At 66.0% G+C, this 23,371-nt stretch carries 21 protein-coding genes; 13 read left to right on the top strand and 8 right to left on the bottom strand.

Going from position 1 to position 23,371, the window contains the following annotated elements:
- Window positions 1-26 precede the first annotated feature (26 nt).
- The 3 genes from P3T42_RS02090 to P3T42_RS02080 all read left to right on the top strand — a co-directional run bounded on the left by P3T42_RS02090 (window position 27) and on the right by P3T42_RS02080 (window position 2,596).
- Window positions 27-1,154: an acyl-CoA dehydrogenase gene (locus P3T42_RS02090; protein ID WP_429305042.1), complete on the top strand. Its 1,128-nt coding sequence runs from the start codon at window positions 27-29 to the stop codon at window positions 1,152-1,154.
- 105 nt (window positions 1,155-1,259) lie between these two features.
- The gene (locus P3T42_RS02085) at window positions 1,260-1,859 is read left to right on the top strand and encodes a class I SAM-dependent methyltransferase (RefSeq protein ID WP_429305041.1); all 600 of its coding nucleotides are present in this window, start codon (window positions 1,260-1,262) and stop codon (window positions 1,857-1,859) included.
- Window positions 1,856-2,596, top strand: coding sequence for a glycosyltransferase (locus P3T42_RS02080; protein ID WP_429305040.1), 741 nt, complete (start codon window positions 1,856-1,858; stop codon window positions 2,594-2,596). The genes P3T42_RS02085 and P3T42_RS02080 overlap by 4 nt, the downstream gene beginning before the upstream one ends.
- A 1-nt stretch (window position 2,597) precedes the next feature.
- Here the strand turns inward: P3T42_RS02080 and P3T42_RS02075 are convergent, their stop codons facing one another.
- The 3 genes from P3T42_RS02075 to P3T42_RS02065 are packed head-to-tail and all read right to left on the bottom strand — an operon-like array spanning window position 2,598 to window position 4,994.
- Window positions 2,598-3,137, bottom strand: coding sequence for an ankyrin repeat domain-containing protein (locus P3T42_RS02075; protein ID WP_074298913.1), 540 nt, complete (start codon window positions 3,135-3,137; stop codon window positions 2,598-2,600).
- 57 nt (window positions 3,138-3,194) lie between these two features.
- Entirely contained in the window at window positions 3,195-4,019 is an 825-nt protein-coding gene (locus P3T42_RS02070) for an SH3 domain-containing protein (RefSeq protein WP_429305039.1), read from the bottom strand.
- A gap of 60 nt (window positions 4,020-4,079) precedes the next feature.
- On the bottom strand, window positions 4,080-4,994 hold the full coding sequence (locus tag P3T42_RS02065; RefSeq protein WP_429305038.1) for a LysR family transcriptional regulator: 915 nt from the start codon (window positions 4,992-4,994) through the stop codon (window positions 4,080-4,082).
- Window positions 4,995-5,225: 231 nt separating this feature from the next.
- On the opposite strand from P3T42_RS02065, the gene P3T42_RS02060 reads away from it, so the two are divergent.
- The 3 genes from P3T42_RS02060 (at window position 5,226) to P3T42_RS02050 (ending at window position 7,595) form a co-directional block, all read left to right on the top strand.
- Complete coding sequence (locus tag P3T42_RS02060) at window positions 5,226-5,999, top strand: SDR family NAD(P)-dependent oxidoreductase (RefSeq protein WP_429305037.1); 774 nt, start codon at window positions 5,226-5,228, stop codon at window positions 5,997-5,999.
- Window positions 6,000-6,171: 172 nt separating this feature from the next.
- Window positions 6,172-6,318, top strand: coding sequence for a DUF3096 domain-containing protein (locus tag P3T42_RS02055; protein ID WP_074264617.1), 147 nt, complete (start codon window positions 6,172-6,174; stop codon window positions 6,316-6,318).
- A 275-nt stretch (window positions 6,319-6,593) separates the two neighbouring features.
- Window positions 6,594-7,595 (top strand): phosphatase PAP2 family protein, encoded by a 1,002-nt coding sequence (locus tag P3T42_RS02050; RefSeq protein WP_429305036.1) that lies wholly within the window; start codon window positions 6,594-6,596, stop codon window positions 7,593-7,595.
- A gap of 1 nt (window position 7,596) precedes the next feature.
- Here P3T42_RS02050 and mdtD read toward each other — a convergent pair whose 3' ends face one another.
- Complete coding sequence (gene mdtD / locus P3T42_RS02045) at window positions 7,597-9,081, bottom strand: multidrug transporter subunit MdtD (RefSeq protein ID WP_429305035.1); 1,485 nt, start codon at window positions 9,079-9,081, stop codon at window positions 7,597-7,599.
- Window positions 9,082-9,146: 65 nt separating this feature from the next.
- Here mdtD and P3T42_RS02040 point away from each other — a divergent pair, with 65 nt between their 5' ends.
- Window positions 9,147-10,007, top strand: a complete 861-nt coding sequence (locus P3T42_RS02040; protein ID WP_074298923.1) for a LysR family transcriptional regulator — start codon at window positions 9,147-9,149, stop codon at window positions 10,005-10,007.
- A 91-nt stretch (window positions 10,008-10,098) separates the two neighbouring features.
- Here the strand turns inward: P3T42_RS02040 and P3T42_RS02035 are convergent, their stop codons facing one another.
- Window positions 10,099-10,749 (bottom strand): hypothetical protein, encoded by a 651-nt coding sequence (locus tag P3T42_RS02035; RefSeq protein ID WP_429305034.1) that lies wholly within the window; start codon window positions 10,747-10,749, stop codon window positions 10,099-10,101.
- 257 nt (window positions 10,750-11,006) lie between these two features.
- On the opposite strand from P3T42_RS02035, the gene P3T42_RS02030 reads away from it, so the two are divergent.
- Together P3T42_RS02030 and P3T42_RS02025 are read left to right on the top strand one after the other, a co-directional pair.
- Window positions 11,007-12,020 (top strand): D-cysteine desulfhydrase family protein, encoded by a 1,014-nt coding sequence (locus P3T42_RS02030; protein ID WP_429305033.1) that lies wholly within the window; start codon window positions 11,007-11,009, stop codon window positions 12,018-12,020.
- 193 nt (window positions 12,021-12,213) lie between these two features.
- A complete protein-coding gene (locus P3T42_RS02025) occupies window positions 12,214-13,779 on the top strand; it encodes a methyl-accepting chemotaxis protein (protein WP_429305252.1) in 1,566 nt (521 codons plus the stop codon).
- 111 nt (window positions 13,780-13,890) lie between these two features.
- Here P3T42_RS02025 and P3T42_RS02020 read toward each other — a convergent pair whose 3' ends face one another.
- Entirely contained in the window at window positions 13,891-14,763 is an 873-nt protein-coding gene (locus P3T42_RS02020) for a DMT family transporter (protein WP_429305032.1), read from the bottom strand.
- A gap of 112 nt (window positions 14,764-14,875) precedes the next feature.
- On the bottom strand, window positions 14,876-15,790 hold the full coding sequence (locus tag P3T42_RS02015) for a LysR substrate-binding domain-containing protein (RefSeq protein WP_429305031.1): 915 nt from the start codon (window positions 15,788-15,790) through the stop codon (window positions 14,876-14,878).
- Between the two features lie 157 nt (window positions 15,791-15,947).
- Between P3T42_RS02015 and bla the strand changes: the two genes are divergently transcribed.
- From bla to tkt, 3 genes are all read left to right on the top strand, one after another.
- Window positions 15,948-16,835: a class A beta-lactamase gene (gene bla, locus P3T42_RS02010; RefSeq protein WP_429305030.1), complete on the top strand. Its 888-nt coding sequence runs from the start codon at window positions 15,948-15,950 to the stop codon at window positions 16,833-16,835.
- A gap of 144 nt (window positions 16,836-16,979) precedes the next feature.
- The gene (locus P3T42_RS02005) at window positions 16,980-17,225 is read left to right on the top strand and encodes a DUF6723 family protein (protein WP_429305029.1); all 246 of its coding nucleotides are present in this window, start codon (window positions 16,980-16,982) and stop codon (window positions 17,223-17,225) included.
- Between the two features lie 456 nt (window positions 17,226-17,681).
- Entirely contained in the window at window positions 17,682-19,754 is a 2,073-nt protein-coding gene (gene tkt, locus P3T42_RS02000; protein ID WP_429305028.1) for a transketolase, read from the top strand.
- 85 nt (window positions 19,755-19,839) lie between these two features.
- Here the strand turns inward: tkt and P3T42_RS01995 are convergent, their stop codons facing one another.
- A complete protein-coding gene (locus P3T42_RS01995) occupies window positions 19,840-20,910 on the bottom strand; it encodes a hypothetical protein (RefSeq protein ID WP_429305027.1) in 1,071 nt (356 codons plus the stop codon).
- Between the two features lie 219 nt (window positions 20,911-21,129).
- On the opposite strand from P3T42_RS01995, the gene glgX reads away from it, so the two are divergent.
- Window positions 21,130-23,358, top strand: coding sequence for a glycogen debranching protein GlgX (gene glgX / locus P3T42_RS01990; RefSeq protein ID WP_429305026.1), 2,229 nt, complete (start codon window positions 21,130-21,132; stop codon window positions 23,356-23,358).
- Window positions 23,359-23,371 lie beyond the last annotated feature (13 nt).

Genomic DNA, 23,371 nt, shown 5'->3' with positions numbered 1-23,371 from the left:
CAGTCGAAGCGGTCAAGGGAGGCCAGATGCTCGATACCCGTATTCGTGCAGCCGATCACGAGGCAAGGCGACGTACCCATGACGCCACGCCTGACGATGACGTCATCGCCGAAAATCATCAGGACTCTGTAAAAAATCCACTGCATGTGCTCGAAGCATTCCTGGCGCGCGCGTCCTTCGATACGTCGGATCCCGCCGCGCTCGGCGCGATGCTGGGGCAGATGGTCGACGCAGGATACGATCGCGTGCCTTTGCCGGGCAGCGGCGAAACGCTCGCACGATGGCGCGCGCTGGCGTCGGTAGCCGCCCGCGATCTCGGTCTCGTCAAGCTGTTCGAAGGCCATACGGATGCGCTCGCGATCCTCGCTGAACTGGGCGTGCCCGCGCTGCCTGCCGGCAGCCGCTGGGGCGTCTGGGCTGCCGAAGCCCCTGGCGCACGCGTGCTGGCCACGCCGCTCGCGGACGGTCAACTGCGGCTGACGGGCACCAAAGCGTGGTGCTCCGGCGCGCATGCCGTGAGCCACGCGCTGGTGACGGCGTGGCTCGGCGACCAACCGGTGCTGGCCGCGCTCGCCCTGGATCAACCCTCCATCTCGATCTCCACTTGCCACTGGCACGCGGTCGGCATGCGCGCCACGGCGAGCGGCGACGTCACGTTCAACGAGACGCCGGCGCGTCAGCTCGGCGCACCGCACGGCTACGTGCGACGGGCCGGCTTCTGGCAGGGCGGCGCGGGCATTGCCGCGTGCTGGTACGGCGCGGCGGCGGGCGTCGCCGGCATGATGGCCGGGGCGGTGGCCGCTCGCCCGGACGCGCATCGTCTTGCGCATATGGGTGCGGTCGAGGTCGCGCTGGCAGGAGCGGCGGCGGTGCTGCGCGCCACGGCGGCGCAGATCGACGCGCATCCCGCCGACGAACTCATGAGCGCAGCCTTGCGCGCGCGGCTCGTGGTGGAAGCGGCGGCCACTACGGTGATGGACCACGCGGGCCGGGCGCTCGGCGCGGCGCCGCTGTGCCGCAACGAACGGTTTGCGCGGGCGATGGCCGACCTGCCGGTGTTCCTCAGACAAAGCCACGCGGAGCGCGACCTCGCCGCGCTCGGCGAACGCTCGCTGGAACAGCGCGGCGACGGCGGCGATCCGTGGGCGCTTTAAGACGGGTCGCATAGCTGCGAGCGGCATGCAAGACGTGCCGGACGTGCAGGGTGCGTCCTCAGCCATACAGCGATAGACCGCAAGCTGGATAACAAGGAGTCCGACATGATTGCTTCCGACAGCTACTTCGACGCACTCTACGAAGCCTGCGACGACCCGTGGGGCTTTCGCAACCGCTGGTACGAGCGTCGCAAGCGCCTGCTGACGCTGGCCTTGTTGCCGCGCGAGCGCTACCGGCGCGCCTTCGAGCCGGGTTGCGGCAACGGCGAGCTTTCGGCGCAGCTTGCCGAACGCTGCGACAGCCTGCTCGCGGCCGATCTGAACGAAACAGCAGTGCACCTCGCCACGGAACGCGTGGCGGCACTGCCCCAGGTGCGCGTCGAACGCCGCAGCGTGCCGCACGACTGGCCCGACGGCGCCTTCGACCTGATCGTGATCAGCGAACTCGCCTATTACCTCGCCACAGCCGAACTGGAACAACTGGCCGAACGTATCAAAACCTCGCTCACGCCCGATGGCACCTTGCTGGCCTGTCACTGGCGGCGGCCATTCGATGCCGCGCCGCAATCGGCGGCTAGCGTGCATGCCTTGCTCGACGCACGCTGCGGACTCACGCGGCTCGTGTGTCACGAAGAGCCGGACGTGCTGCTCGACGTGTGGTCGCATGATTCGCGCTCGGTGGCGGAGCAAGAGGGGCTCGCATGATCGGCGTCGTCATCCCCGCACACAATGAAGAGGCGCTGCTCGCCCATTGTCTCGCGGCAATCCGCGCAGCCGCATGCGATCCGGCGCTGGTGGGCGAGGCGGTCCGCACGGTCGTGGTCCTCGACGACTGCACGGACCGCACCGCCGAAATCGCCCGGCACGGCGGTGTCGAAACCCTCGCGTTGCAGGCGCGAAATGTCGGCGTCGCGCGTGCCGCCGGTGCGCAGCGCTTGCTCGATGCCGGCGCCCGCTGGCTGGCGTTTACCGATGCCGACAGCCGCGTCTCGCCCGGCTGGCTCGCGGCGCAGTTGTCGCTCGGGGCGGATGCGGTGTGCGGCTCGATCTGCGTCGACGACTGGACGGCGCATTCGCCAGACCTGCGCGACTATTTCCGGCGCACGTATCGGGACGCGGACGGTCACCGGCATGTGCACGGTGCGAATCTTGGCGTGTCGGCTGAGGCTTATCGGCGCGCCGGCGGCTTCGCGCCGCTTGCCTGCAGCGAGGATGTCGCGTTGGTGGAGCAGTTGCTGGCGACCGGCGCGCAGATCGCATGGAGCGCGGCGCCGCGCGTCACGACGAGTGCGCGGCGCGCGAGCCGGGCGCGGGGCGGCTTCGGCGATACGCTGCGGGCGTGGGCCGCGCATCTGGCGGATCGTGCGCCGGACCCGGCGGCAGCGGAGCGGGACCACGAGCCGGTCTTCGCCCCGGGTCTGGATACAGCCCTGGACCCCTGAATCAGGAACGCGCCTTGGCGAGTTGCGCCGGCGTATCGGGCGCGCCCATGCGGTTGGCGGCATCGAGCGGCGTGACGCCTGACGCGTCGCGCGCCTGCGGATTGGCGCCATGGGCGATCAGCAGGTCGACAATCTCCGTACGGTTGAACATCGCGGCAATCATCAACGCGGTACGGCCATCGGGCGAGGCCCCTTCGACATCCGCGCCCGCAGCCAGCAGTGTTTCGACCACTTCCTTGAAGCCCTTGAACGCCGCGCCGGCAATCGGGCTCTGGCCGTTGTCGTTGCGCAGGTTCGCATCGGCGCCGAGCTCGGCGAGCGTGCGCACGGCCTCGGCATGGCCGTGATAGCTCGCCAGCATCAGCAGGCTGTCGCCTTTCTCATTGCGCAGGTTGGGCGGCACGCCTTTTTTGATGACTGCCGCCAGTGTGGCTGCATCGCCGCGCCGCGCGAGATCGAACACTTCTTGCGCGACGGCCTGCAGGTCAGGATCGAGGTCGGCCGGGGCGGGCGTTTGGGAGGGATTGAGTTCGTCGGTCAAGGTGGGCTCCGTGCCATGAGATCGTTGGGGGGCAGCGTTGGGCATCGCGCTGCGACGTTACTGCGACTGCGGCGGTTCCCGGCGTCCCTCATTGGGCTGCCCGCGCCCCTGTGGCTGGGCCTGGGGCTGAGGTTGCGGACGCGGCTGCGGCTGGGCCGGCGGTCGGCCGCCGTATTGCTGCTGCGGCGCCTGTTGCGGCGCCTGTTGCGGCGCGGGTCCGCCGTGCGGCACAGGCACCGGTCCGGCGTTGGGGCGATAGACCGGCTGTCCTTGCCCTTGCATTGGCGGCGGATAGGGCGCGCCCTGGTTCGGGTGCGGCTGGCCCGGCGCGCCATACGGATGCCCCTGGTACGGCGGAGGCTGATTGGGATGCCCGCCCGGATAGCCCGGCGGCCCGCCGTGGCGCCAGCGGTCGCGGTCGCCGTACCACGGCCTGCCGTGATAATAGTTGTCCCAGTAGGAGTCGATCGAGAACACGACGACCGGCAAGCCGATCACCGCGCCGTAACTGAGCAGCGGCACGTAGTTGCCTTCGTACGCATAGGTGAGTGCGCCGCCGTAGACCCAGCCGCGCAGGTCGTCGAGCGCGACGTCGCACCATTCGTAGCCGCTGACGCAGCCCATCACCTCGACCGGCTGATTGGGCGCGAGACCGGTGACCACGGGATAGTCGTCGCCGGGTCCGGCCATCAGGTTGACGGGCTGATTCGTGACGGCCTGCACTTGCGCGAAGGCGAGGCAAGGCAGCGAAAGCAGCGCGGCCAGTGCCGCACGGGTGGTGAGCCTGAGCGCGGCGGGCTGTGGAGTACGCCGCGCGCCGGGCCGTGCAACAAGCCGGGTATGAAGCGGCGCATAAAGCCGCGCATAAAGCCGATTAGGCATGAGAGTCGCGCCTTGGGACGCTGTAGTCGTGGAACGGTCAGGTTAGCAGATGGGCGGCGCTTATGCAGTGGCTCCGGTCAGCGACACGATGAATTCGAAGAACGCCCGCACCTTGGCGGGCGGGTGATGCCGTGACGGGTACAGCGCGTACAGCGGATAGCGCTCGTCGCCCCAGTCGGGGAACAGTTCCTTGACCTTGCCCTGGGCGAGCAGCGCCTCGGCGCCGAGGCCGAGAATCTGCGCGATCCCTTGACCCGCCGTGCAGGCGCTGTGCAGGGTGCCGACGTCGTTGACGGTCAGCCGGCCCGGCGGCGTGATCACCACGCGTTTGCGTCCGCGGTGAAACTCCCAGGTAAAGGGCGAACCCGTTTCCGGGTCGCGAAACTTGATGCAGACGTGGCGGCCGCTTTCGAGGTCGGCAGGCGCGACCGGATGCCCGTATTTCTTCAGATACGACGGCGCGGCGACAGTCAGGATGCGGGTGTCGAGCAACTTGCGTGCGATCAGCGTGGAGGCGCGCGGCTCGCCGAAACGGATTGCCAGATCGAAGCCGTCGGCGACCATATCGCCGAGCGCGTCGCGCGTCACCAGTTCGAGTTGCAGATCGGGATGCAGGTCCATGAAGGCGCCGAGGCGCGGTCCAAGCACGAGGCGCGAGAAGAACGGATCGATGGTCACGCGCAGCCGCCCGCGGACCGCTGTGGCGCCGTGTGCCGCCGAGGCCGCCGCTTCCTCGAGTCCGCCCAGCAGCGGCACGATCTGTTCGTAGAAACGCCGGCCTTCGTCGGTGAGCGTGACCGAGCGCGTCGTGCGATCGAACAGACGGATGCCGAGCCGCGCTTCGAGGCGAGCGATCGAGCGGCTCACGCCGGACTGCGACATGTCGAGCGCATTGCCCGCGGCGGCGAAACTGCCGCTGTCGACGATCGCCGTGAGGACGCCCATGCCGTTCAGTATGCGTTCGTCGAATGGCATGGTCATGCTCCTGTGTCATGGATGGGGTGGGGGTGATGCTAACGCGAAATGCCTTGCCGCAGCGGCATTTGCAATACCTGGTTCATGACAGGCTGTCATGGCCGAGATGATCCGCCGGCTCTCGCTCAACGGTGCGCCGGCCGCTAAGCTGGACGTCGTTGCGCCTCACGGTTCGGTTCAACGCAGGCGCAGAATTCCTCTTCATCCGTTCGATTCGTCAAGGAAGGCATCATGTCACGCATTTTCATTACCGGCTCCGCGGACGGCCTCGGCCAGATGGCAGCCCGTTTGCTGATCGACGCCGGACACGAAGTCGTGCTGCACGGCCGCAACGAAACCCGCGCGCAGGCTGCGCTAAAAGCCGCGCCGGGCGCAAAGGAGGCGCTGCACGGCGATCTGTCGAGCATCGCGCAAACGGTCGCGCTTGCCGATCAGGTCAACCGATTCGGCCGCTTCGACGCCGTCATTCACAACGCAGCGGTGGGCTACCGCGAGCCGCGCCGCATCGCAACCGTCGACGGCTTGGCGCATGTGTTCGCCGTCAATACGCTCGCGCCATACCTCCTCACCGCGTTGATCGACAAGCCCCAGCGGCTGGTTTATCTGAGTTCCGGGCTGCACCGGCAGGGCGACGCCACGCTGCAGGACCTCACCTGGGAGAAGCGCCCGTGGCAAGGCACCCAGGCCTACTCGGATTCGAAGCTGCACGACGCCCTGCTCGCATTCGCGGTGGCGCGCCGCTGGCCGCAGGTGCTGTCGACTGCGCTCGAACCAGGCTGGGTGGCCACCAAGATGGGCGGAGCCGAAGCGCCCGACGATCTGGACGCCGCACCGAAAACCCAGGTGTGGCTCGCCGTGAGCGACGAACCCGCGGCGAAAGTGAGCGGCGAGTATTTCTATCACATGAAGCCGCGCGAGCCGCATCCGGTCGTGCATGACGCGTCGGTGCAGGAACGTTTGCTCGACGCCTGCGAGCGGCTTTCGGGCGTTCGTCTGCCGGATTGAGTCTGGGTGCGGCACGATTGCGCCGGCACCAGGGAGCAGGCACGCGGATTGCTGACACAGAGGCAACGTTCGCCGCTGCGCGAACGGATGCGCTGCATCTGCGGCGGGACGAGCCGGTTCGCCGGCCCGCCGCCGCGCGGCCTTTTCCGCTTTCGATCCTGGAGAACAAAACATGCATATCGTGACGAACGTGGGCCCGCTCGCGGCGCTGATCGCCGGCATTCTGATCCTCGTCGTGCCGCGCCTGCTTAACTACATCGTGGCGCTTTATCTGATCATCATTGGCCTGCTGGGGCTGTTCGGCGATCATATTCGTTGATCGACCGGCGGATGCCGGCATCGCGCCGGCATCCGGTCATTCGCTTTCACCAGCAATAGCACTGGCGCTCGCTCGCCACACACCGCGTGTCATGCGGCGCGTCGGCCTCGTCTCAAGCTTCCCACCCGCTTGCCGTTGTAAAGTATGCTTGCCCTGGCACAAGCCGCTCGCGGTCAGCTCGCCGTCAAGCGCAGCGCGCTGCCGTGAGCCAACCGCGCGGCAACGGCCGGCTTCGAACGAAAACAATATCGCGATTCCAACGTAAAACGATAGAGATGCTCGAGACCCTGTCGAAACCTCTTGTCCCTGACGAGCGCAGCGCACGCTCCCCGGCATTGCTCTGGAAGCGCTATGCGCTGTGCTCGGCGATGCTGAGCGTGCTGCTCGCGATCGACCTCGTCTGGCTCCACGTGGGCGGCTATTCGGTGCAGGAGAGCAGTCTCGTCACAGCGGCGAAAACCATCGGCATGCTGCTAGGCGTCGCCGCAGGTCTCGCCGGCTTCGCGAAGATCCCGCGCTACCGCCTCGCGACGCAAAAGTTTCGCTACCCCGAGGCGGCGCGCATGCTGGTGTGGCTGGTGTTGTTGCTGTGCTTTATGGCGGTGGCGGGCGTCCTGTCTTATCTGTGCGTCACCGTCAATGCGCCGGTGATCGACGCAAGCCTGATCCGTTTCGATCAGGCGCTCGGCTTCGACTGGCTCGGCGTTTATCGTTGGACCCGCGAGCACGCCGCTGTGCAGCGCGTGCTGTCGTTCGCTTATGACAGCGGCGGCTGGCAGTTGATCGGCATTCCGGCAATCCTGGGCCTGCTTGGCCGCGACGAGGCGCTCGCGGACTTCGTCATGCTGCTGATCCTGTCGAGCATCCTGCTGTTGCTGGTGTCCACGCCGTTCCCGGCGACGAGCGCCTATGTGCACTTCAACGTCGCGGATCCGAAGCTGCTGGCGACCGTGTCGGACTTCGAGCGGCTGCGTAACGGCACACTGCGGCAGTTCGATCTGACGAAGATTCAGGGACTCGTTTCGTTCCCGTCGTTTCACACCGCACTGGGCGTGTTTTTCGTGTACTCGGTGAGGCGCGTCCGTGTCCTGTTCCCGATCATTGCGGCGCTCGACGTGGCGATGGTGATCTCCACGCCGACGCAAGGCGGGCACTATCTGGTGGATGTCTTCGGCGGATTGATACTCGCGTTCGCGACCGTTCAGATCCTCGCGCGCATGCCGGGAACGCGCACCGTCGAGCGCACGCGTTCGGGAGCGAACGCGGCGGCCGGCTAGATCAACGCCCCGCGCTGGGCGCCGCGCGACCGACCGTTGCGGGCACAACGGCTGCGTCTTCGAGCCGCCGGAACACCAGCGCCGACACCAGCGTGATCACTCCGACGCACACGAAGCTCAAGCGGAAGCCCATGGCGGGCGAGCCGAGCTGCGCGGAGAACAGGTTCACCAGCCCGCCGCCGATCGATACGCCGAGCCCCATCGCCAGCATCTGCACCATCGAAAACAGGCTATTGCCGCTGCCCGCGTCTTCGTGCGAGAGGCCCTTCAGCGTGACGCTGTTCATCGCCGCGAACTGCATCGAGTTGGCCGCGCCGAACACGGCCAGCACCGCGATTTCGACGACGAGCGGCGTGCCGCGCGAGATCAGTGCGAACGCAACGATCGCCGAGCCGACGATCACGGTATTCACCAGCAGGAAAGTGTCGTAACCGTAACGCCGGATGAGCGGCGCGATCCAGCGCTTGGCGACGGTGCCGGCCAGTGCGGCGGGCAGCATCATCATGCCGGAATGCAGCGGCGTATAGCCGAGTTCCAGTTGCATCAGAAGCGGCAGCAGGAAGGGCACCGCACTCGAACCGATGCGGCACACCAGATTGCCGATCAGGCCGACGCTGAAGTTAGGTTCGCTAAACAGTTTGAGCTTGAACAGCGGATTGGCGCGGCGCTTCGCATACGGCACATAGGCGAGCGCGGCAACCAGACCGAGCACGAACAGACCGGTGGCCCAGGCGGCGCGGTGCGTTTGCACCGGCGTTTCCACCGCCAGCGAGAACGCGATCATGCACAGCGAGAGCAGGGCGCAGCCGGCGAAATCGAAGGGCGGCGCGGCGGATGACGTACTGCGCGGCAGATAGCGATTCACCGCGAACAGGCCGACTGCCCCGATGGGCACGTTGATCAGGAAAATCCAATGCCAGGAAATGGCCTCGACGAACCAGCCGCCGAGCGTCGGTCCGACAATCGGCCCCACCTGGCCCGCGACCGAAATGAACGCGAGCGCCGACACATATTGCTCGCCAGTCACGCTGCGTAACACGGCAAGGCGTCCAATCGGCAACAGCATCGAACCGCCGACGCCTTGCAGCACCCGCGCCATCACCAGTTGTCCCAGCGTATGGGCGCTCGAGCAGCAGAGCGAGCCGAGCACGAAGATCAGGATGGCGGCGAAATAGACCCGGCGCGTGCCGAAGCGGTCGGCGAGCCAGCCGGAGGCGGGCGTCAGCATCGCCATGGTCAGCGTGTAGGCGACGATCACCGGCTGCATGGCCAGCGGCTTTTCGTGCAGGCTGTGGGCGATGGAGGGCAGCGCGGTGTTGACGATCGTGGTGTCGAGCGACTGCATGAAAAAGCCGGCAGCGACGATCCAGAGCAACGCAGTCTGGCTTGAATCCTTACTCATGTGAACTTTTGGGCGAGCGGCGCGCCCCCGGCAATGAGGGCCGATGCGACGCAATAGTGGGGTATGTCGCCATGATATTGACATATGCATCAATCGGGAACCCCACTAAGGACATTGACTGTTATCGCTATTGCCGATAACAATGCCGCATGCTCAATCCCATCTGGCTCAAGACTTTCGCCGCCGTGGCCGCCTGTCACAGCTTCACGGAAGCGGGGCGGCAACTCGGCCTCACGCAGTCCAGCGTGAGCGAGCACATTCGCCGTCTGGAACAGGAAATCGGCCGGCGGCTGTTGGTGCGCGACACCCATTCGCTGGCCATGACGCCTGACGGCGAGGCCATGCTCGCGCATGCCAGCGTGATCCTGCAGGCCCTCTCGCGGGCGGAATCGCAGTTTCGCGCGCCGCGCCTGAAGGGCCGCGTGCGCCTCGGATCCTCGGACGACATTGCGCTCGGTCCGCTGCCCACCGTGCTCGCGGCGTTTCGCAACGCGCATCCGGATGTGGAGCTGGAAATCACCATCGGCATGACGGGCAGGCTCTATGAGCTGCTGGACGCGGGTTCGATCGACCTGCTGGTCGGCAAGCGGCGGCTGGGCGACCGGCGCGGCGTGCCGCTATTCACCGGGCGGCTGGAGTGGCTGGCCCGTACCGGCACGCTGGTGGACATGAGCCAGCCGCTGCCGCTGATCCTCGTGGCCGAGCCCAGCGTGACGCGCGCAGTGGTGCTCGATGCGCTCGCCGAGGCGGGCTTTAGCTGGCAGGTGGTGTGCACGAGCAGCAGCCACTCGGGCTGCATTGCGGCGGCGCGCGGCGGTCTCGGCATCACCGTGCGACCGCACTATCTGACCGCGCGCGGGCTGGCGCCGCCCGTCAACAATGCCAGCCTGCCCACCTTGCCGGATGTGGAGTTCATCGCGCTGGCCGCAAAACGGCTCAGCCGGCCGGCGGGCACGCTGCTGCAGCTCTTGCACGATAGCGACCTGCGCGGGTCGTGGATCGGGGAGTAGGGTTAGTGGCGCGCACGGTGCACCAGGCGCGCAAGGTGCATAAGGCGCGAAGAATGCGCGTCGTAGCTGAAGTGCGCGTAGTGGCCGCGCATCATGTGCCGGCGGTTGCCACCCGCGGCCGGGTATTGCGCTCGATGGCCAGCAGGATCAACAGCAACGTCAGGACGCCGATCAACGCCACCAGCGCGGCCGCAGAGATCAGATAACGCTGGTCGCGCCCGGCGAGACTCGCTTCTTCGTTTTGCGCTGCGCCGATACGGTTGAGCTTCAGGCGCGCGTATTCGGTCATCGCGGCGGCCACATAACGCTGGCGGTTATCCCATTCCCATGACGCGGCATGCTGCGTGGCGCGCGCCACCACCGTCGACAGTTCGTCGAGAAACCCCTGGCGGGCGGCCACCGGCACATTGCCGAGCCAACTGTTGAGGACCGGCTGGCTGGCATCGTCGCTCAGCAAGGCGGCCTGCAACGCTGGCGGAATCACGAAGCCGGCGGCGTTGGGCACCTGCACACCGGAGTCGGGCTGGCTCGACAGGAGGTCGTTGGCGTTTTCGGCGCCGGGAATGCGGGCGAGTACGTCGGTGGCGGCGACGCCGGGATCGAGCGACACCGGGGCGCTGCGCGCGTCGACCGAGATTTCGGCGACGTCGATGGCGATCACCGCCAGTGCAGCGACGAGCAGAGTCAGACAGACGACCCGCACCGTGCCCAGAAAATAGCGTTTCTCAATGATTTGGCCCATGGCGATTCCAGCTCCCGTAGCGGTGAATGTTATCCATGCACGCCCGTGGTTGTTTCGACAGGCGTGTGCTTACGATTCGCAAACGGCTTGAGCGCCTCTCCGGGCGCCTGCCATGCCGAACGGCCAGTTCGACAGACCGACGCGGGCAGGGTTTCACCGCCGCGGCAAAAATGGCCGGCTCGCCGCCCGCCTGCGCGTATGGCGGGAGTCTCGACTATGATGTTTTGCGCCACGTTTTTTCCACACGGATCCCCACGATGTCGACCGCTCCCACTCTTCAGCTTGACCGCTTTCCCCGCTTCTCCCTGCTCGAAGGACCCACGCCCATCCAGCATCTCGCGCGTCTCTCGAAACAGCTCGGCGGCGCCGATGTGTTCGTCAAACGCGACGACCTGAACGGCCTCGGCGGTGGCGGCAACAAGCTGCGCAAGCTCGAATTCCTGGTCGGCGAGGCGCTGGCGCGCGGCGCCGATACGATCATCACCGTGGGCGCACGTCAGTCGAATCACGCGCGGCTGACGGCCGCCGCCGCGGCGCGCGCCGGCCTGCAGTGCGAACTGGTGTTGACGCGCCTCGTGCCGCGGCATGACGCCGATTACCTGGAGAACGGCAACATCCTGCTCGATAGCCTGTTCGGCGCCCATGTGCACGATCTGCCGGGCAGCGCCAATGCATTGGCGTTCGCCGAAGCACGCGCCGCTGAGTTGCGCGCGCAAGGCCGCAATGTGTATGTCTGCCCGTTAGGCGGATCGAGTCCGGTGGGCTGTCTCGGCTATGCGAATTGCGCCGCGGAGATCGTCGCGCAAGCGGACGCGTTGGACGTGTCGTTCGACGCCATCGTCGGACCGAACGGCAGCGGCGGCATGCATGCGGGACTGGTCGCGGGGATGGCCGCGCTCGGCCGGGCCACGCCCCCGATCGTCGGGTACGGGGTCTACGGCGAGGCCGGGGCCGCGCGTGCCGCGACGCTCGACAAGGCCAATCAGACCGTCCGGCTGATCGACCCGGCGCTCAGCATCGCCAGTGAAGCGGTCGTCGTCGACGGCGGCCACCTCGGCGAAGGCTATGGCATCCCCACCGACGGCATGCTTCACGCAGTCCGTCTGCTGGCTTCGACCGAAGGCCTCCTGCTCGACCCCGTGTACGGCGGTAAGGCGTTTGCCGGCCTCTTGCACGCCCTCGAAACCGGCGTGTATCGCACCGGCCAACGCGTGCTGTTCGTCATGACGGGCGGCTTGCCGGGGCTGTATGCGTATCGCAGCGCGTTCTGACGCTTGCGGCGCCGTCAAACGCACGCCACACATTCTCAAAATTGTTTTTGCAGCGCCCGGCGAGTCGTTATACTTTCCAAATACGATACATTGTTCCATATAAGGAACAAAACGACCAAAACAAGCGGCGACGATGCCGCCTGGACGTACGCGGAGGCCGCGCGTCCAGAGCCGGGGAAGACCACCGACCATGATGACCAAGCATCTGACCATCAACCTGCGGATCGCGATCACCATCGCGTTTCTGGGCGCGCTGCTGATCGGCACGGGTGTGCTCGGCATCGTCGGTATGGCGCAAAGCAACGCCGCGCAGCGCGACGCGTATGCGGTGCATTTCGCTTCGGTGGTGGCGCTCGGCAAGTCGGGCACGGCGATGTCGCGGGCCCGCTTCGGGCTCGACTGGGCGATGAGCAACCCGCATTCGCCGCAACTGAACGCGCAACTCGACCGCGCGAGCACGCTGCTCGCCGATTCGGACAAGTGGTGGAACACCTTCCGCGATCTGCCGAAGACGCCGCCACTGCAACAGCTCACCGACGATCTCGATGCGAAGCGCACCGCCGTGCGGCGCGACGCCATCGACAAGCTGATCGGCGCGATCCGCAGCGGCGACACGAGCTGGATGGACGAGACGCGCGCCAATCATCTGATCGGCCTCTACACCGCGATGAACACGAGCCAGGGCGCGCTCGAACAGTATCTGAACCAGCAGGCCGAGGAAGCGAACGAGCGCTCGGCCGCGCGCTTTCATACGCTGCTGGCGGCGTGCCTCGCCAGCCTTGCAGTGGGCCTGACGGTGGCCTTCATCAGTTGGCGCACCTTGCGCCGCGCCATCATGTCGCCGTTGCACGACGCGCTGCGCCAGTTCGACGCCATCGCGCGAGGCGAACTCACCACCCACGTGCCGATCCGTTCCAACGACGAAATGGCGACCCTGTTGCGCGGCCTCGCCGCCATGCAGGCGAAACTCGGCGCCACGGTGACGACGGTGCGGGCCGGCTCGCATTCGATCGCTTCGTCGACCCAGCAGATCGCCGCCGGCAATCTCGATCTGTCGCAACGCACGGAAGAGCAGGCCGCCTCGCTGGAAGAAACCGCGTCGGCGATGGAGCAACTCACCGCCACCGTGCAACTGAACGCGGAAAACGCCCGTCATGCGAGCGAACTGGCCTTGCGCGCTTCGGAGATGGCGGCGCGTGGACGCGATTCGGTCGGCAGCATGGTCGAGACGATGCGGGCGATTCACGCGGGCTCGTCGAAGATGACCGGCATCATCACGGCCATCGAAGCGATCGCATTCCAGACCAACATCCTCGCCTTGAACGCGGCGGTCGAAGCGGCCCGCGCCGGGGAAGAGGGCCGTGGCTTCGCGGTGGTGGCGGGCGAAGTGCGCAGCCTCGCGCAGCGGTCCGCGGCCGCGGCCAAGGAAATCGGCGCGCTGATCGTGGAATCGACCTCGCGCGTCGAGAACGGCGCGGGGCTCGTCAACGAGACGGGCGGCACGATGCAGGAGGTCGAAGCGGCGATTGCGCGGGTGGCGCGGATCGTCGGCGAGATTGCGGCCGCCTCGCAGGAGCAGAGCGAAGGCATCAAGCAGGTGAGCCTTGCCGTGACGCAGATGGACGAGGTCACGCAGCACAACGCGGCGCTGGTCGAAGAGAGTGCGGCGACCGCGAGTTCGCTGGCGGACCAGGCGCAGCAGTTGAGCGAACTGACGGCCGCGTTCAAGGTGGCCGGTGATGGGATGGCGATGGCGTGATTTTAGGCGATACGGCGAGGGGCGTGGCGCGAGGGTGCCGCCTCGTCACGATGCCTGTTCGATTGGCTTGCCGTTAGCCGTTTGTGCGGAGTGCGAAAGAGCGTGCCCGCTTCACGCGCCGCGTATCCTCATTCCACTGAATCTGCCGCTCGCGATCACGGTGCCCACCAACACGATCAGACAACCGGCGAGCATCGACGGCGTGACCGTTTCGCCAAGCAAGGCCGCGCCCCACACCACGCCGAAAACCGGAATCAGAAACGTCACGGACGCGGCATAGGTGGAACCGGCGCGCTCGATCAACCTGAAGAACAGCAGATAAGCGACTGCGGTGCAGAGCACCCCGAGCGCGACGACACAGGCCCATATCGACGCACCGATAGCGTGGCGCGGCCAGCAGGTCGCCGCGAGCGGCCACAACACCAACGCGGCGAAACACTGGCTGCCGAACGCAACGACCTGCGGCTTCACGCCGGCCAGACGGCGTTTCGAGTAGTTGACGGCGAAGCCGTAAAAGAGCGCCGCGAGCAGGGCGGCCGCGATCGCGAGCGGCACGCCCGCCGAACCCGCGCCCAGCGAATCCCACACCAGCACCACCACGCCAGCAAAACCGGTTAGCAGACCGAATATCTGCTGGCGGCCGAGCGCGACCTGAAAACCGGCTGCGGCAATCAGCGCGGCCCACAACGGTGTGGTTGCATTGAGGACCGAGTCCATCCCGGCGTTCACCGAGAGCGCGGCATAAGCCAGCAAACAGAAGGGCACGGCCGAATTCGTCACGCCGACGACGAACAGCGGCCATCGATGCGTGCGCAACTGCTGCCGCGCGGCAGGCGAACGCAGCACCGGCAGCATCACCAGCATGGCGATGCCGACCCGCAGCGCCATCAGCGGAATCGGACCGAATTCAGGCGCTGCAATCCGCATGAAGAGAAACGATGCGCCCCAGATGGCGGCGAGCAGAACGAGTTCGAGAAAGTTCATGGCGGGCGGTGGACACTTCTTCAGGTCGAGGGGATGCCTGGACTCTAGAGGAAGAACCGCCCGGGGTCTGGCCGGATTCGGACATGAGTATGAGGACCGGCGCGGGCGTGGTTCAGGTGAACGCCCGGACTCCCGCGGATCGCTCTTCCGCAGCAAGCGGCATGCCGCCCGCTTCCGCGAGAATCCAGTTGCGGAACAGCGCCATGGCCGGCGCCATCTGCCGCGATTTCAGCCGCGTGAGCCAGTAACTGCCCGTGCTTACCTGGCTGTCGAATGGGCACACCAGCATGCCGGCCTGCAGTTCTCGCACGAACATGCGCGGCGGCGCCAGCGCCACGCCGGCGCCTTGCACGGCGGCTTCCACCATCAGGCGCGACGAGTCGAACACCGGGCCATTGACGGTCCACGGTTCGAGTCCGGCGGCGGCGAGCCAGAGGTTCCATTCGTCGGCGCGATACGAGCGCAATAAGGTCTGCCTTGCGAGATCCGCGGGCCCGGCGAGTTGCCTGGCGATCTCCGGCGCGCACAGCACCGAGAGCGGCGCATCGAGCAACAATTCGTTGTGGGTGGCGGGCCAGGTGCCCTCGCCGAAACGAATGGCGAAGTCCAGCCCTTCCGCGGCCGGATCCACCAGATTGTTATGGGTCAAGAGCCGCAGTTCGACGAACGGATGCGCCTCGCGGAACGATTTGAGGCGCGGCATCAGCCAGCCGACCGCAAACGTCCCGACGACGCCGACCGTCAGCACCTCATGAAAATGGCCGCCTTCGAATTGCTTGAGGACGTTTTCGATGCGCCCGAATGCGTCGCTGAGGACGGGCAGCAGCGCGCGGCCTTCGTCGGTAATGCCGAGGCCGCGCGGCAGCCGCTTGAAGAGGGCGGTGCCCAGCCGCTCTTCGAGCATGCGAACCTGCTGGCTGACGGCGGCCTGCGTCACGCTCAGTTCGAGCGCCGCGCGCGTAAAGCTCAGATGACGCGCCGACGACTCGAAGGCACGCAAGGCATTGAGGGGGAGATGAGGACGCATAGGAGGTTAGCCAATAGATTTTCTTTACCCTGAGCCAAATTATCCTCGTTTGTCATGGGCTCGCAAAGGGACGATAGTCGCGTCTCCCCGGGACGCCTGCGTTCAGTCGTCCGGCCCTTCAGGCCCTTCAGCCGTTCCTCACGACGAGATGAGACCGATGACCTCTTTCGAAAACCGCCGTTCGTTGTTGCGGTTCGCCGCGACGCTTCCCTTCGCGCTCGCTTTCAAAGCACGCGCTGCCGATACGTCAGAGGCGCGTTCTGCCGAAGGCCAGCTCGCGAAGCTCGAACAGACCGCCGGCGGACGCCTCGGCGTGTCGGCGCTGAATACGGCCAACGGTACATGGATCGGCCACCGCGCCGACGAGCGCTTCCCGTTTTGCAGCACCTTCAAGGTGATCCTGAGCGGCGCGATCCTCGCCCGCAGCACGCAGGCCGCCGGGTTCATGCAGCAACGCATTCACTACGCGCAAAGCGACGTGGTGCATTACTCGGCGGTGACCGCCGAACACATCGGCGACGGCATGACCGTCGCCGAACTCTGCGCCGCGGCGATCCAGCACAGCGACAACACGGCCGCCAATCTGCTGATCAAGCTGCTCGGCGGCACGGATGCCGTCACGGCGTATGCACGCTTGATCGGCAATGACGTATTCCGTCTCGACCGTCTGGAGACGTCGCTGAACGACGCGGTACCCGGCGATCCACGCGATACCGCAACGCCCGCTTCGATGGTGCGCAGCCTGCATACCCTGACGCTCGGCGATACCTTGCCGATCGCACAGCGCACGCAGTTACTGGACTGGCTGCGCGGCAACCAGATGGGCTCGAAGCGGATCGGCGCCGCGCTGCCTGCCGGCTGGACCATGGGCGACAAGACCGGCACCGGCGACTACGGCACGGCCAACGACCTCGCCGTCATCTGGCCGCCGTCGCGGCCGCCGCTCATCCTCGGCATTTATCACACGCAGCCCGGGCAGGATGCCAAGGCGCGCGACGACGTGGTTGCGGCAGCGGCGCGCATCGTCGTGGGCGCGGTGGGTTGAGACTGCCGCAGAGCCTCCGCTTGCCCAGGAACGCGGGTTGCTCGCCGCTCGTGAAACGCTCCTACGCGCGAAGCGGCCCGCCGAGCGTACGCCAGGCGCAACCGGACGCCGCGAAGAGAGCCTCAACCCAGGGAAGCGAGCAGAATGGCGCGACACAAAGCCGACGTGGCCGATGACGAATTCGAGATCTTCGCGAGTTACCACAGCACCGGCGACGGCCGATATATAGGTGGACTAAAGGTCATCCGCAAAGCCGACCGGCGGATTCTGTTTCCGTTCGAGGGTGCGCCGCAGATCGGTCCTTACGATAGCGCGGACCAAGCTCGCCACGCCGCAGTGGAGTACGGCCGGGCGATTGTCGCGGCGGACCGGGCTGCGCCGGAGCCTTGATGGCGTGTTCTTTTTTACAAGGCGCAGGGGGATTTTGCCGCAACCGCGGCGCTCGCGGGGCAGGCGCGTTTTATGCGGGGTTGAGGAAGCTGCAGCAAACCTCCGGACTCCACCGTGTACAGCGAGGTGGAGCGGGCCGCCATGCAGGCGCGGTGCGCCTCGGCAGGCCGGCCGCAAGCTTTGAAAGCCGGGGCTCGCGGGCATTGTTGCGTCCCACATGGCAAGTCATTGCACGCCAACCAGTTGGCTATTGCCGCGTAACGGCGCATGATCGGACGGTCGGCCGCACGGATCGTCCAAACCGGTCGTTCGCAACCGGCCGTCCGCATCAGTCATATCCGGTCACCAGGTCACACCAGGTCACAAACGGACCGCCCTTCGCGAACCGTTTCCGCAAGCATGTTCAATCGCGGCGTGTCACGACGAACGCTGCCACCCGTCGAACAGGAGCTTCCCATGCAAAACAATCCTTCCCTCGATAAGCTGTGTATCGACACGATCCGTACGCTTTCGATGGATGCCGTGCAAAAGGCGAATTCGGGCCACCCCGGCACGCCGATGGCGCTGGCCCCGGTTGCCTATCATCTGTGGCAGAACCATCTGCGCTACGACCCCGACGAGCCGCTGTGGCCCAATCGCGACCGCTTCGTGCTGTCGGTGGGGCATGCGTCGATGCTGCTGTATTCGCTCCTGCATCTGGCCGGCGTGAAGGCCGTCGACGAGCACGGCAAGCCGACCGCCGGACCTGCCGTATCGCTGGACGACATCAAGCAGTTCCGCCAGCTCGACAGCAAGACCCCGGGGCACCCCGAATACCGCATGACGACCGGCGTCGAAACTACCACCGGGCCGCTTGGCCAGGGGCTCGGCAACAGCGTCGGCATGGCGATGGCGGCGCGCTGGTACGAGGCGCGATTCAATCAGCCGGATGCGCCGCTGTTCGATTACCGCGTCTATGCGCTGTGCGGCGACGGCGACATGATGGAAGGTATCTCGCACGAAGCGGCCTCGCTGGCCGGCCATCTGGAGTTGTCGAACCTCACGTGGATCTACGACAGCAATCGCGTGACGATCGAAGGGCACACGGACCTCGCCTATAGCGACGATGTGGAAGCGCGGTTTCACGGCTACCATTGGCACACCATCCATGTCAGGGATGCGAACGACGGCGCCGCGCTGGAAGCGGCCTTCACCGAAGCGAAAAGCGTGACCGACAAGCCGACGCTGATCGTGGTGAACAGCATCATCGGCTGGGGCGCGCCGAAGAAGCAGGACACTTCGGCGGCGCACGGCGAGCCGCTCGGCGATGAAGAAATCGCCGCCGCCAAGCGCTTTTACGGCTGGCCCGAAGACAAGAAGTTCTACGTCCCGGACGGCGTGATGGCACGCTTTGCCGACGGCATCGGCGCACGCGGCAAAGCCGCGCGCAACGACTGGCTGGCGAAGCTCGACGCCTACCGGCAAAAGCATCCTGACCTCGCACGCGAGTTCGCCCGGATCGAAGCGCATGAACTGCCGGACGGCTGGGACGCGGACCTGCCGACCTTCGAGGCGGACGCCAAGGGTGTCGCCTCGCGCGACTCGTCGGGCAAGGTGTTGAACGCGATTGCCCAGCGCGTGCCCTGGCTGCTCGGCGGCTCGGCCGATCTGTCGCCCTCCACCAAGACCAATCTGAAGTTCGAAGACGCGGGCAGTTTCGAGCACGAGAGCTACGGCGGCCGCAATCTGCACTTCGGCATTCGCGAGCATGCGATGGGCGCGGTGGTGAATGGGCTGGCGCTGTCGAATCTGCGTCCCTACGGTTCGACGTTCCTGATTTTCAGCGACTACATGAAGCCGCCGATCCGCTTGTCGGCCATCATGGAAGTGCCCGCCATCTACGTGTTCACGCACGATTCGATCGGCGTCGGCGAGGACGGCCCGACCCACCAGCCGATCGAACAACTGGCCTCGCTGCGTGGCGTGCCGGGGCTGACCGTGCTGCGTCCCGCGGACGCCAACGAGGTGGTGGAGACGTGGCGTGTCGCCTTGTCGAGGCCGCGTCATCCGTCGTGCATCGTGCTCACGCGCCAGCCGCTGCCCACCTTCGACCGCAGCAAGTACGGCTCGGCCGCAGGGGTGCGCAAAGGCGCCTACGTACTGGCCGATGCGGCCGACGGCAAGACGCCGCAGGTGCTGCTGCTCGCCACCGGCAGCGAAGTGTCGATTTGCGTGGACGTCTATGAGAAGCTGAAGAGCGAGGGCATTGCCGCACGCGTGGTGTCGATGCCGGCATGGGACATCTTCGAGGCCCAGGACGAGGCCTACAAGGATGCCGTGCTGCCGCCCGACGTAGATGCGCGGGTCTGCGTCGAACAGGCCGCGGAACTCGGTTGGGACCGCTACGTGGGGCGTCTCGGCGCGAAAGTGGTGATGCATACGTTCGGTGCGTCCGCGCCGTTGAGCGAACTGAAGCGCAAGTTCGGCTTTACGCCGGAGCATGTCTACGACGCAGCCAAGCAGCAGATTGCGCGCGTGCAGAAGAAGTAGCGCCGGGCGATAGCGGCGAAGACAGTCAGGCGGCGCCGTTGCGGGCCGCCTGAATTTTTTTGCGTGCGGCTTTGGCTGTGCGTCGCTAGTTCGCCGGAATCGTCACGACCGGCGCCTTGCTGCTGGTATCGGCCTCAGCCAGCGCCATCAGGTTTTGCACGACCGTGAAGGCGTATTTCGAATCGAAGTCGTTGCGCTCGACCCAATAGGCCGCGGCGCCATAGTCGATCAGCACATAGGCATCGGCAGGCGGCTTGATACCCGAATGCACGATGATGGTGGGCCGCGTTTCGCCGCCGATCAGGCCCACCGTCGGCTTGGTCGAGCCGCTGTCGATCTGTTCCTGCGGCACCTGCACCTGCGCGCCGAGATCGGTCAGGATGCCGAGCACCGAGCGGGTCACCATCGGAATCCGGTCTCCCGCTTGCGACGACGGTCCATAGACGATCTGATAGGTGCGCGTATTCGGCGCGAGATTCAGCAGTTGGCGCACGCGGGCGAGATCCGCGACGATTTGCGGCGACACGCCGCTGGTGGCCGCGCCCATCGCCAGATAGACGCTGCTCTTGCCGTTCTCCTGACGCGATTCCACATTCATCTCGCCCGCCATCTGCAGGCGTCTGAGCGCCTGCAGCAGTTCGAAGAAACCCGGCGCGCCGGCGGCATTGTCGCCGCCGAGCGCGCTGCCGTTCTGCAGGCCGCCGATCGATTGCGCGGTGATGCGCAACAACAGGTCGATCGGGACGCCGCCTTCGGCAAGCGGCAACACCAGTTCGGGCGCGAGCGGCCGGATATACGCGGAGGCGAAGGCTTCGCCGGTGGTCGGCGTGAACGTGAAGGTGGGGTGGTTCGAATAGGACACGCTGCCGGTCGCGAGCGCGTAGTTCGGTTCGCTGCCGGAGCCGAGATTGCCGGTCGCGCCGGCCGTTGCATCGAACTGGTAGGCCGCGATGATCGAACTCACCGAGAGGAAGGCCGGCGCGTCGCCGTAGCGCAGCCCGACGATCGCCGCGAGAATCTCGCGTTTCTTCGCATCGCCCAGTGCTCTCGCGTAGTCCACCTGGTCGGCTTTCAGATGAGTGGGGCCGAGATGCACGCAGGCTGAAGTCAGGCAGGCTGTGCAGAGGGCCGCGAGAAGCGAGGCTTTGATCGTCATGGGGTGAGAGAGCGGAGCGGGCCGCGTGGTGAAAATGGCATCGCAGGCGGGGTAGCAGGGCGTATGCCTGGTCTGAGGAATACGTTGCATCCACTGCGGGGAGCGCGTCGCCGTGTGCGGGTGGTCGACGTCAGTCCAGCGTCGGGACCGCAACTTGCTTCTCCAAGCCTCTCGCACCGCTTTCCGGTGCAAACCCATTCGACCGTCCAAGGAAAAACCATGTCACGCGAGGCCCCCCTAGCTTCTCACGCGCGCTACGCCGCCCGCATCGCCGAGGGCGGTCCTTTCCCGCTGGGCGCGACGTGGAACGGCGTCGGCGTCAATTTCGCGCTGTTTTCGGCGCATGCCACCAAGGTCGAACTGTGCCTGTTCGACGCCACCGGCAACGAGGAAATCGAGCGCATCGAACTGCCCGAATATACCGATGAGGTCTGGCATGTGTTCGTGCCGGATCTGAAGCCGGGGGCGATCTACGGCTATCGCGTCCATGGACCTTATGCGCCCGAGGAAGGGCATCGCTTCAATCCGAACAAGCTGCTGCTCGACCCGTATGCGAAAGCGCATATCGGCGAACTCAAGTGGGCGCCGGAAATCTTCGGCTACACGCTGGATCACGAGGACGGCGATCTGTCCTTCGACGAACGCGACAGCGCCCCCTTCGTGCCGAAGTGCAAGGTGGTCGACGCGAACTTCTCGTGGAGTCATCCCGAGCGCAACGCGCTGCCATGGGAGCGGGTGATTTTCTACGAGACCCATGTGCGCGGCTTCACCATGCGCCATCCCGAGGTGCCCGACAACCTGCGCGGCACCTTCGCCGGTCTCGGCCAGCAGCCGGTGATCGACTACATCAAGGGGCTGGGCGTCACCACCGTCGAACTGCTGCCGATCCAGATGTTCGTCAACGACAGCTACCTGCTCGACAAAGGTCTGACGAACTACTGGGGCTACAACACGATCGGTTTCTTCGCCGCGGATCCGCGTTTTTTCGCGGGGGCCAATGCATCGGTGGAAGAGTTCAAGGCGATGGTCGACCGCTTTCACAACGCCAATCTCGAAGTGATTCTCGACGTGGTCTACAACCACACCGCCGAGGGCAACGAACGCGGACCGACGCTGTCGTTCAAGGGTATCGACAACGCTTCGTACTATCGTCTGATGCCGGACGAGCCGCGCTATTACATCAACGACACGGGCACGGGCAACACGCTGAACCTCTCGCATCCGCGCGTGCTGCAGATGGTGACCGACAGCCTGCGCTACTGGGTGAGCGAAATGAAGGTCGACGGTTTCCGCTTCGATCTCGCCACCATTCTTGGCCGCGAAACGCACGGCTTCGACGAGGGCGGCGGGTTCCTCGACAGTTGCCGGCAGGATCCGGTGCTCTCGAGCGTGCGCCTCGTGGCCGAACCGTGGGACTGCGGTCCCGGCGGTTATCAGGTGGGCGGTTTTCCGCCCGGCTGGGCCGAGTGGAACGACCGCTTTCGCGACACGACCCGGGCGTTCTGGAAGGGCGACGAGGGCATGGTGCCGGATCTCGCCAAACGCCTCACCGGCTCCGGCGACAAATTCGACCGGCGCGGCCGGCGTCCATGGGCGAGCGTGAATTTCGTCGCCGCCCACGACGGCTTCACGACCCACGACCTGGTGTCGTACAACGACAAGCACAACGAGGCCAATGGCGAGGACAACAACGACGGCCACTCCGACAACAAGTCGTGGAATTTCGGCGTCGAAGGTCCGACCGACGACGCGGACATCCGCCAGCAGCGCGAGCGTCAGAAGCGCAATCTGCTCGCCACGTTGCTGCTCTCGCAAGGCACGCCGATGATCCTCGCCGGCGACGAATTCGGCCGTACCCAGCGGGGCAACAACAACGCCTATTGTCAGGACAACGAGATCAGCTGGCTCGACTGGGAAGCCATCGACGACGAAGGGCGCGCGCTCACCGAGTTCGTCAAGAACCTCACCACACTGCGGCATCGCTTGCCGGTGTTGCGACGCGGACGCTTTTTGACCGGCGAATACAACGCGGAACTGGAGGTGACCGATACGCGCTGGCTGTCGCCGACCGGCGAGGATCTCTCGCAGGAGCAATGGGACGATGCGGCGATGCGCTGCTTCGGCCTCGTGATCGACGGCCGCGCGCAGGCGAGCGGCATCCGCCGTCCGGCCTCGGATGCGACCTTGCTGCTGGTCCTCAACGCGCACCACGATCTGGTGAACTTCACGCTGCCGGACATCCCCGAAGGCGATAAATGGACCTTGCTGCTCGATACCAACATGCCGGTGCGCGATGAATTACCGGCCTATTCGGCCGGCGAGTCCTACCAGGTGACCGGCCGCTCGCTGCTGCTGTTCGCACTCGATGCCCCGAGCCGCGCCACTCAACGGGTGCTGGACGGGCTCGAGCAGCAACTGACCACGGACGACGCCGACAAGGCGGCTTGAGGCCTGCGCCAGG

Source organism: Paraburkholderia sp. GAS38 (genome assembly GCF_050434965.1).
GTDB classification, from domain to species: Bacteria; Pseudomonadota; Gammaproteobacteria; order Burkholderiales; family Burkholderiaceae; genus Paraburkholderia; species Paraburkholderia phenazinium_A.
The sequence above is the reverse complement of the archived record's forward strand: the minus strand, read 5'-3'. Positions and strand labels throughout refer to the sequence as shown.

Bases quoted from the DNA above. Each gene is read 5' to 3' on its own strand.
- P3T42_RS02030 (WP_429305033.1), top strand. From the start codon at position 11,007: ATGTCGACCGCTCCCACTCTTCAGCTTGACCGCTTTCCCCGCTTCTCC.
- P3T42_RS02050 (WP_429305036.1), top strand. From the start codon at position 6,594: ATGCTCGAGACCCTGTCGAAACCTCTTGTCCCTGACGAGCGCAGCGCA.
- P3T42_RS02060 (WP_429305037.1), top strand. From the start codon at position 5,226: ATGTCACGCATTTTCATTACCGGCTCCGCGGACGGCCTCGGCCAGATG.
- mdtD (WP_429305035.1), bottom strand. From the start codon at position 9,081: ATGTCAATATCATGGCGACATACCCCACTATTGCGTCGCATCGGCCCT.
- P3T42_RS02080 (WP_429305040.1), top strand. From the start codon at position 1,856: ATGATCGGCGTCGTCATCCCCGCACACAATGAAGAGGCGCTGCTCGCC.
- glgX (WP_429305026.1), top strand. From the start codon at position 21,130: ATGTCACGCGAGGCCCCCCTAGCTTCTCACGCGCGCTACGCCGCCCGC.
- P3T42_RS02055 (WP_074264617.1), top strand. From the start codon at position 6,172: ATGCATATCGTGACGAACGTGGGCCCGCTCGCGGCGCTGATCGCCGGC.
- P3T42_RS02065 (WP_429305038.1), bottom strand. From the start codon at position 4,994: ATGCCATTCGACGAACGCATACTGAACGGCATGGGCGTCCTCACGGCG.
- P3T42_RS02085 (WP_429305041.1), top strand. From the start codon at position 1,260: ATGATTGCTTCCGACAGCTACTTCGACGCACTCTACGAAGCCTGCGAC.
- P3T42_RS02015 (WP_429305031.1), bottom strand. From the start codon at position 15,790: ATGCGTCCTCATCTCCCCCTCAATGCCTTGCGTGCCTTCGAGTCGTCG.
- P3T42_RS02035 (WP_429305034.1), bottom strand. From the start codon at position 10,749: ATGGGCCAAATCATTGAGAAACGCTATTTTCTGGGCACGGTGCGGGTC.
- tkt (WP_429305028.1), top strand. From the start codon at position 17,682: ATGCAAAACAATCCTTCCCTCGATAAGCTGTGTATCGACACGATCCGT.
- P3T42_RS02025 (WP_429305252.1), top strand. From the start codon at position 12,214: ATGACCAAGCATCTGACCATCAACCTGCGGATCGCGATCACCATCGCG.
- bla (WP_429305030.1), top strand. From the start codon at position 15,948: ATGACCTCTTTCGAAAACCGCCGTTCGTTGTTGCGGTTCGCCGCGACG.
- P3T42_RS02070 (WP_429305039.1), bottom strand. From the start codon at position 4,019: ATGCCTAATCGGCTTTATGCGCGGCTTTATGCGCCGCTTCATACCCGG.
- P3T42_RS02040 (WP_074298923.1), top strand. From the start codon at position 9,147: ATGCTCAATCCCATCTGGCTCAAGACTTTCGCCGCCGTGGCCGCCTGT.
- P3T42_RS02020 (WP_429305032.1), bottom strand. From the start codon at position 14,763: ATGAACTTTCTCGAACTCGTTCTGCTCGCCGCCATCTGGGGCGCATCG.
- P3T42_RS02005 (WP_429305029.1), top strand. From the start codon at position 16,980: ATGGCGCGACACAAAGCCGACGTGGCCGATGACGAATTCGAGATCTTC.
- P3T42_RS01995 (WP_429305027.1), bottom strand. From the start codon at position 20,910: ATGACGATCAAAGCCTCGCTTCTCGCGGCCCTCTGCACAGCCTGCCTG.
- P3T42_RS02090 (WP_429305042.1), top strand. From the start codon at position 27: ATGCTCGATACCCGTATTCGTGCAGCCGATCACGAGGCAAGGCGACGT.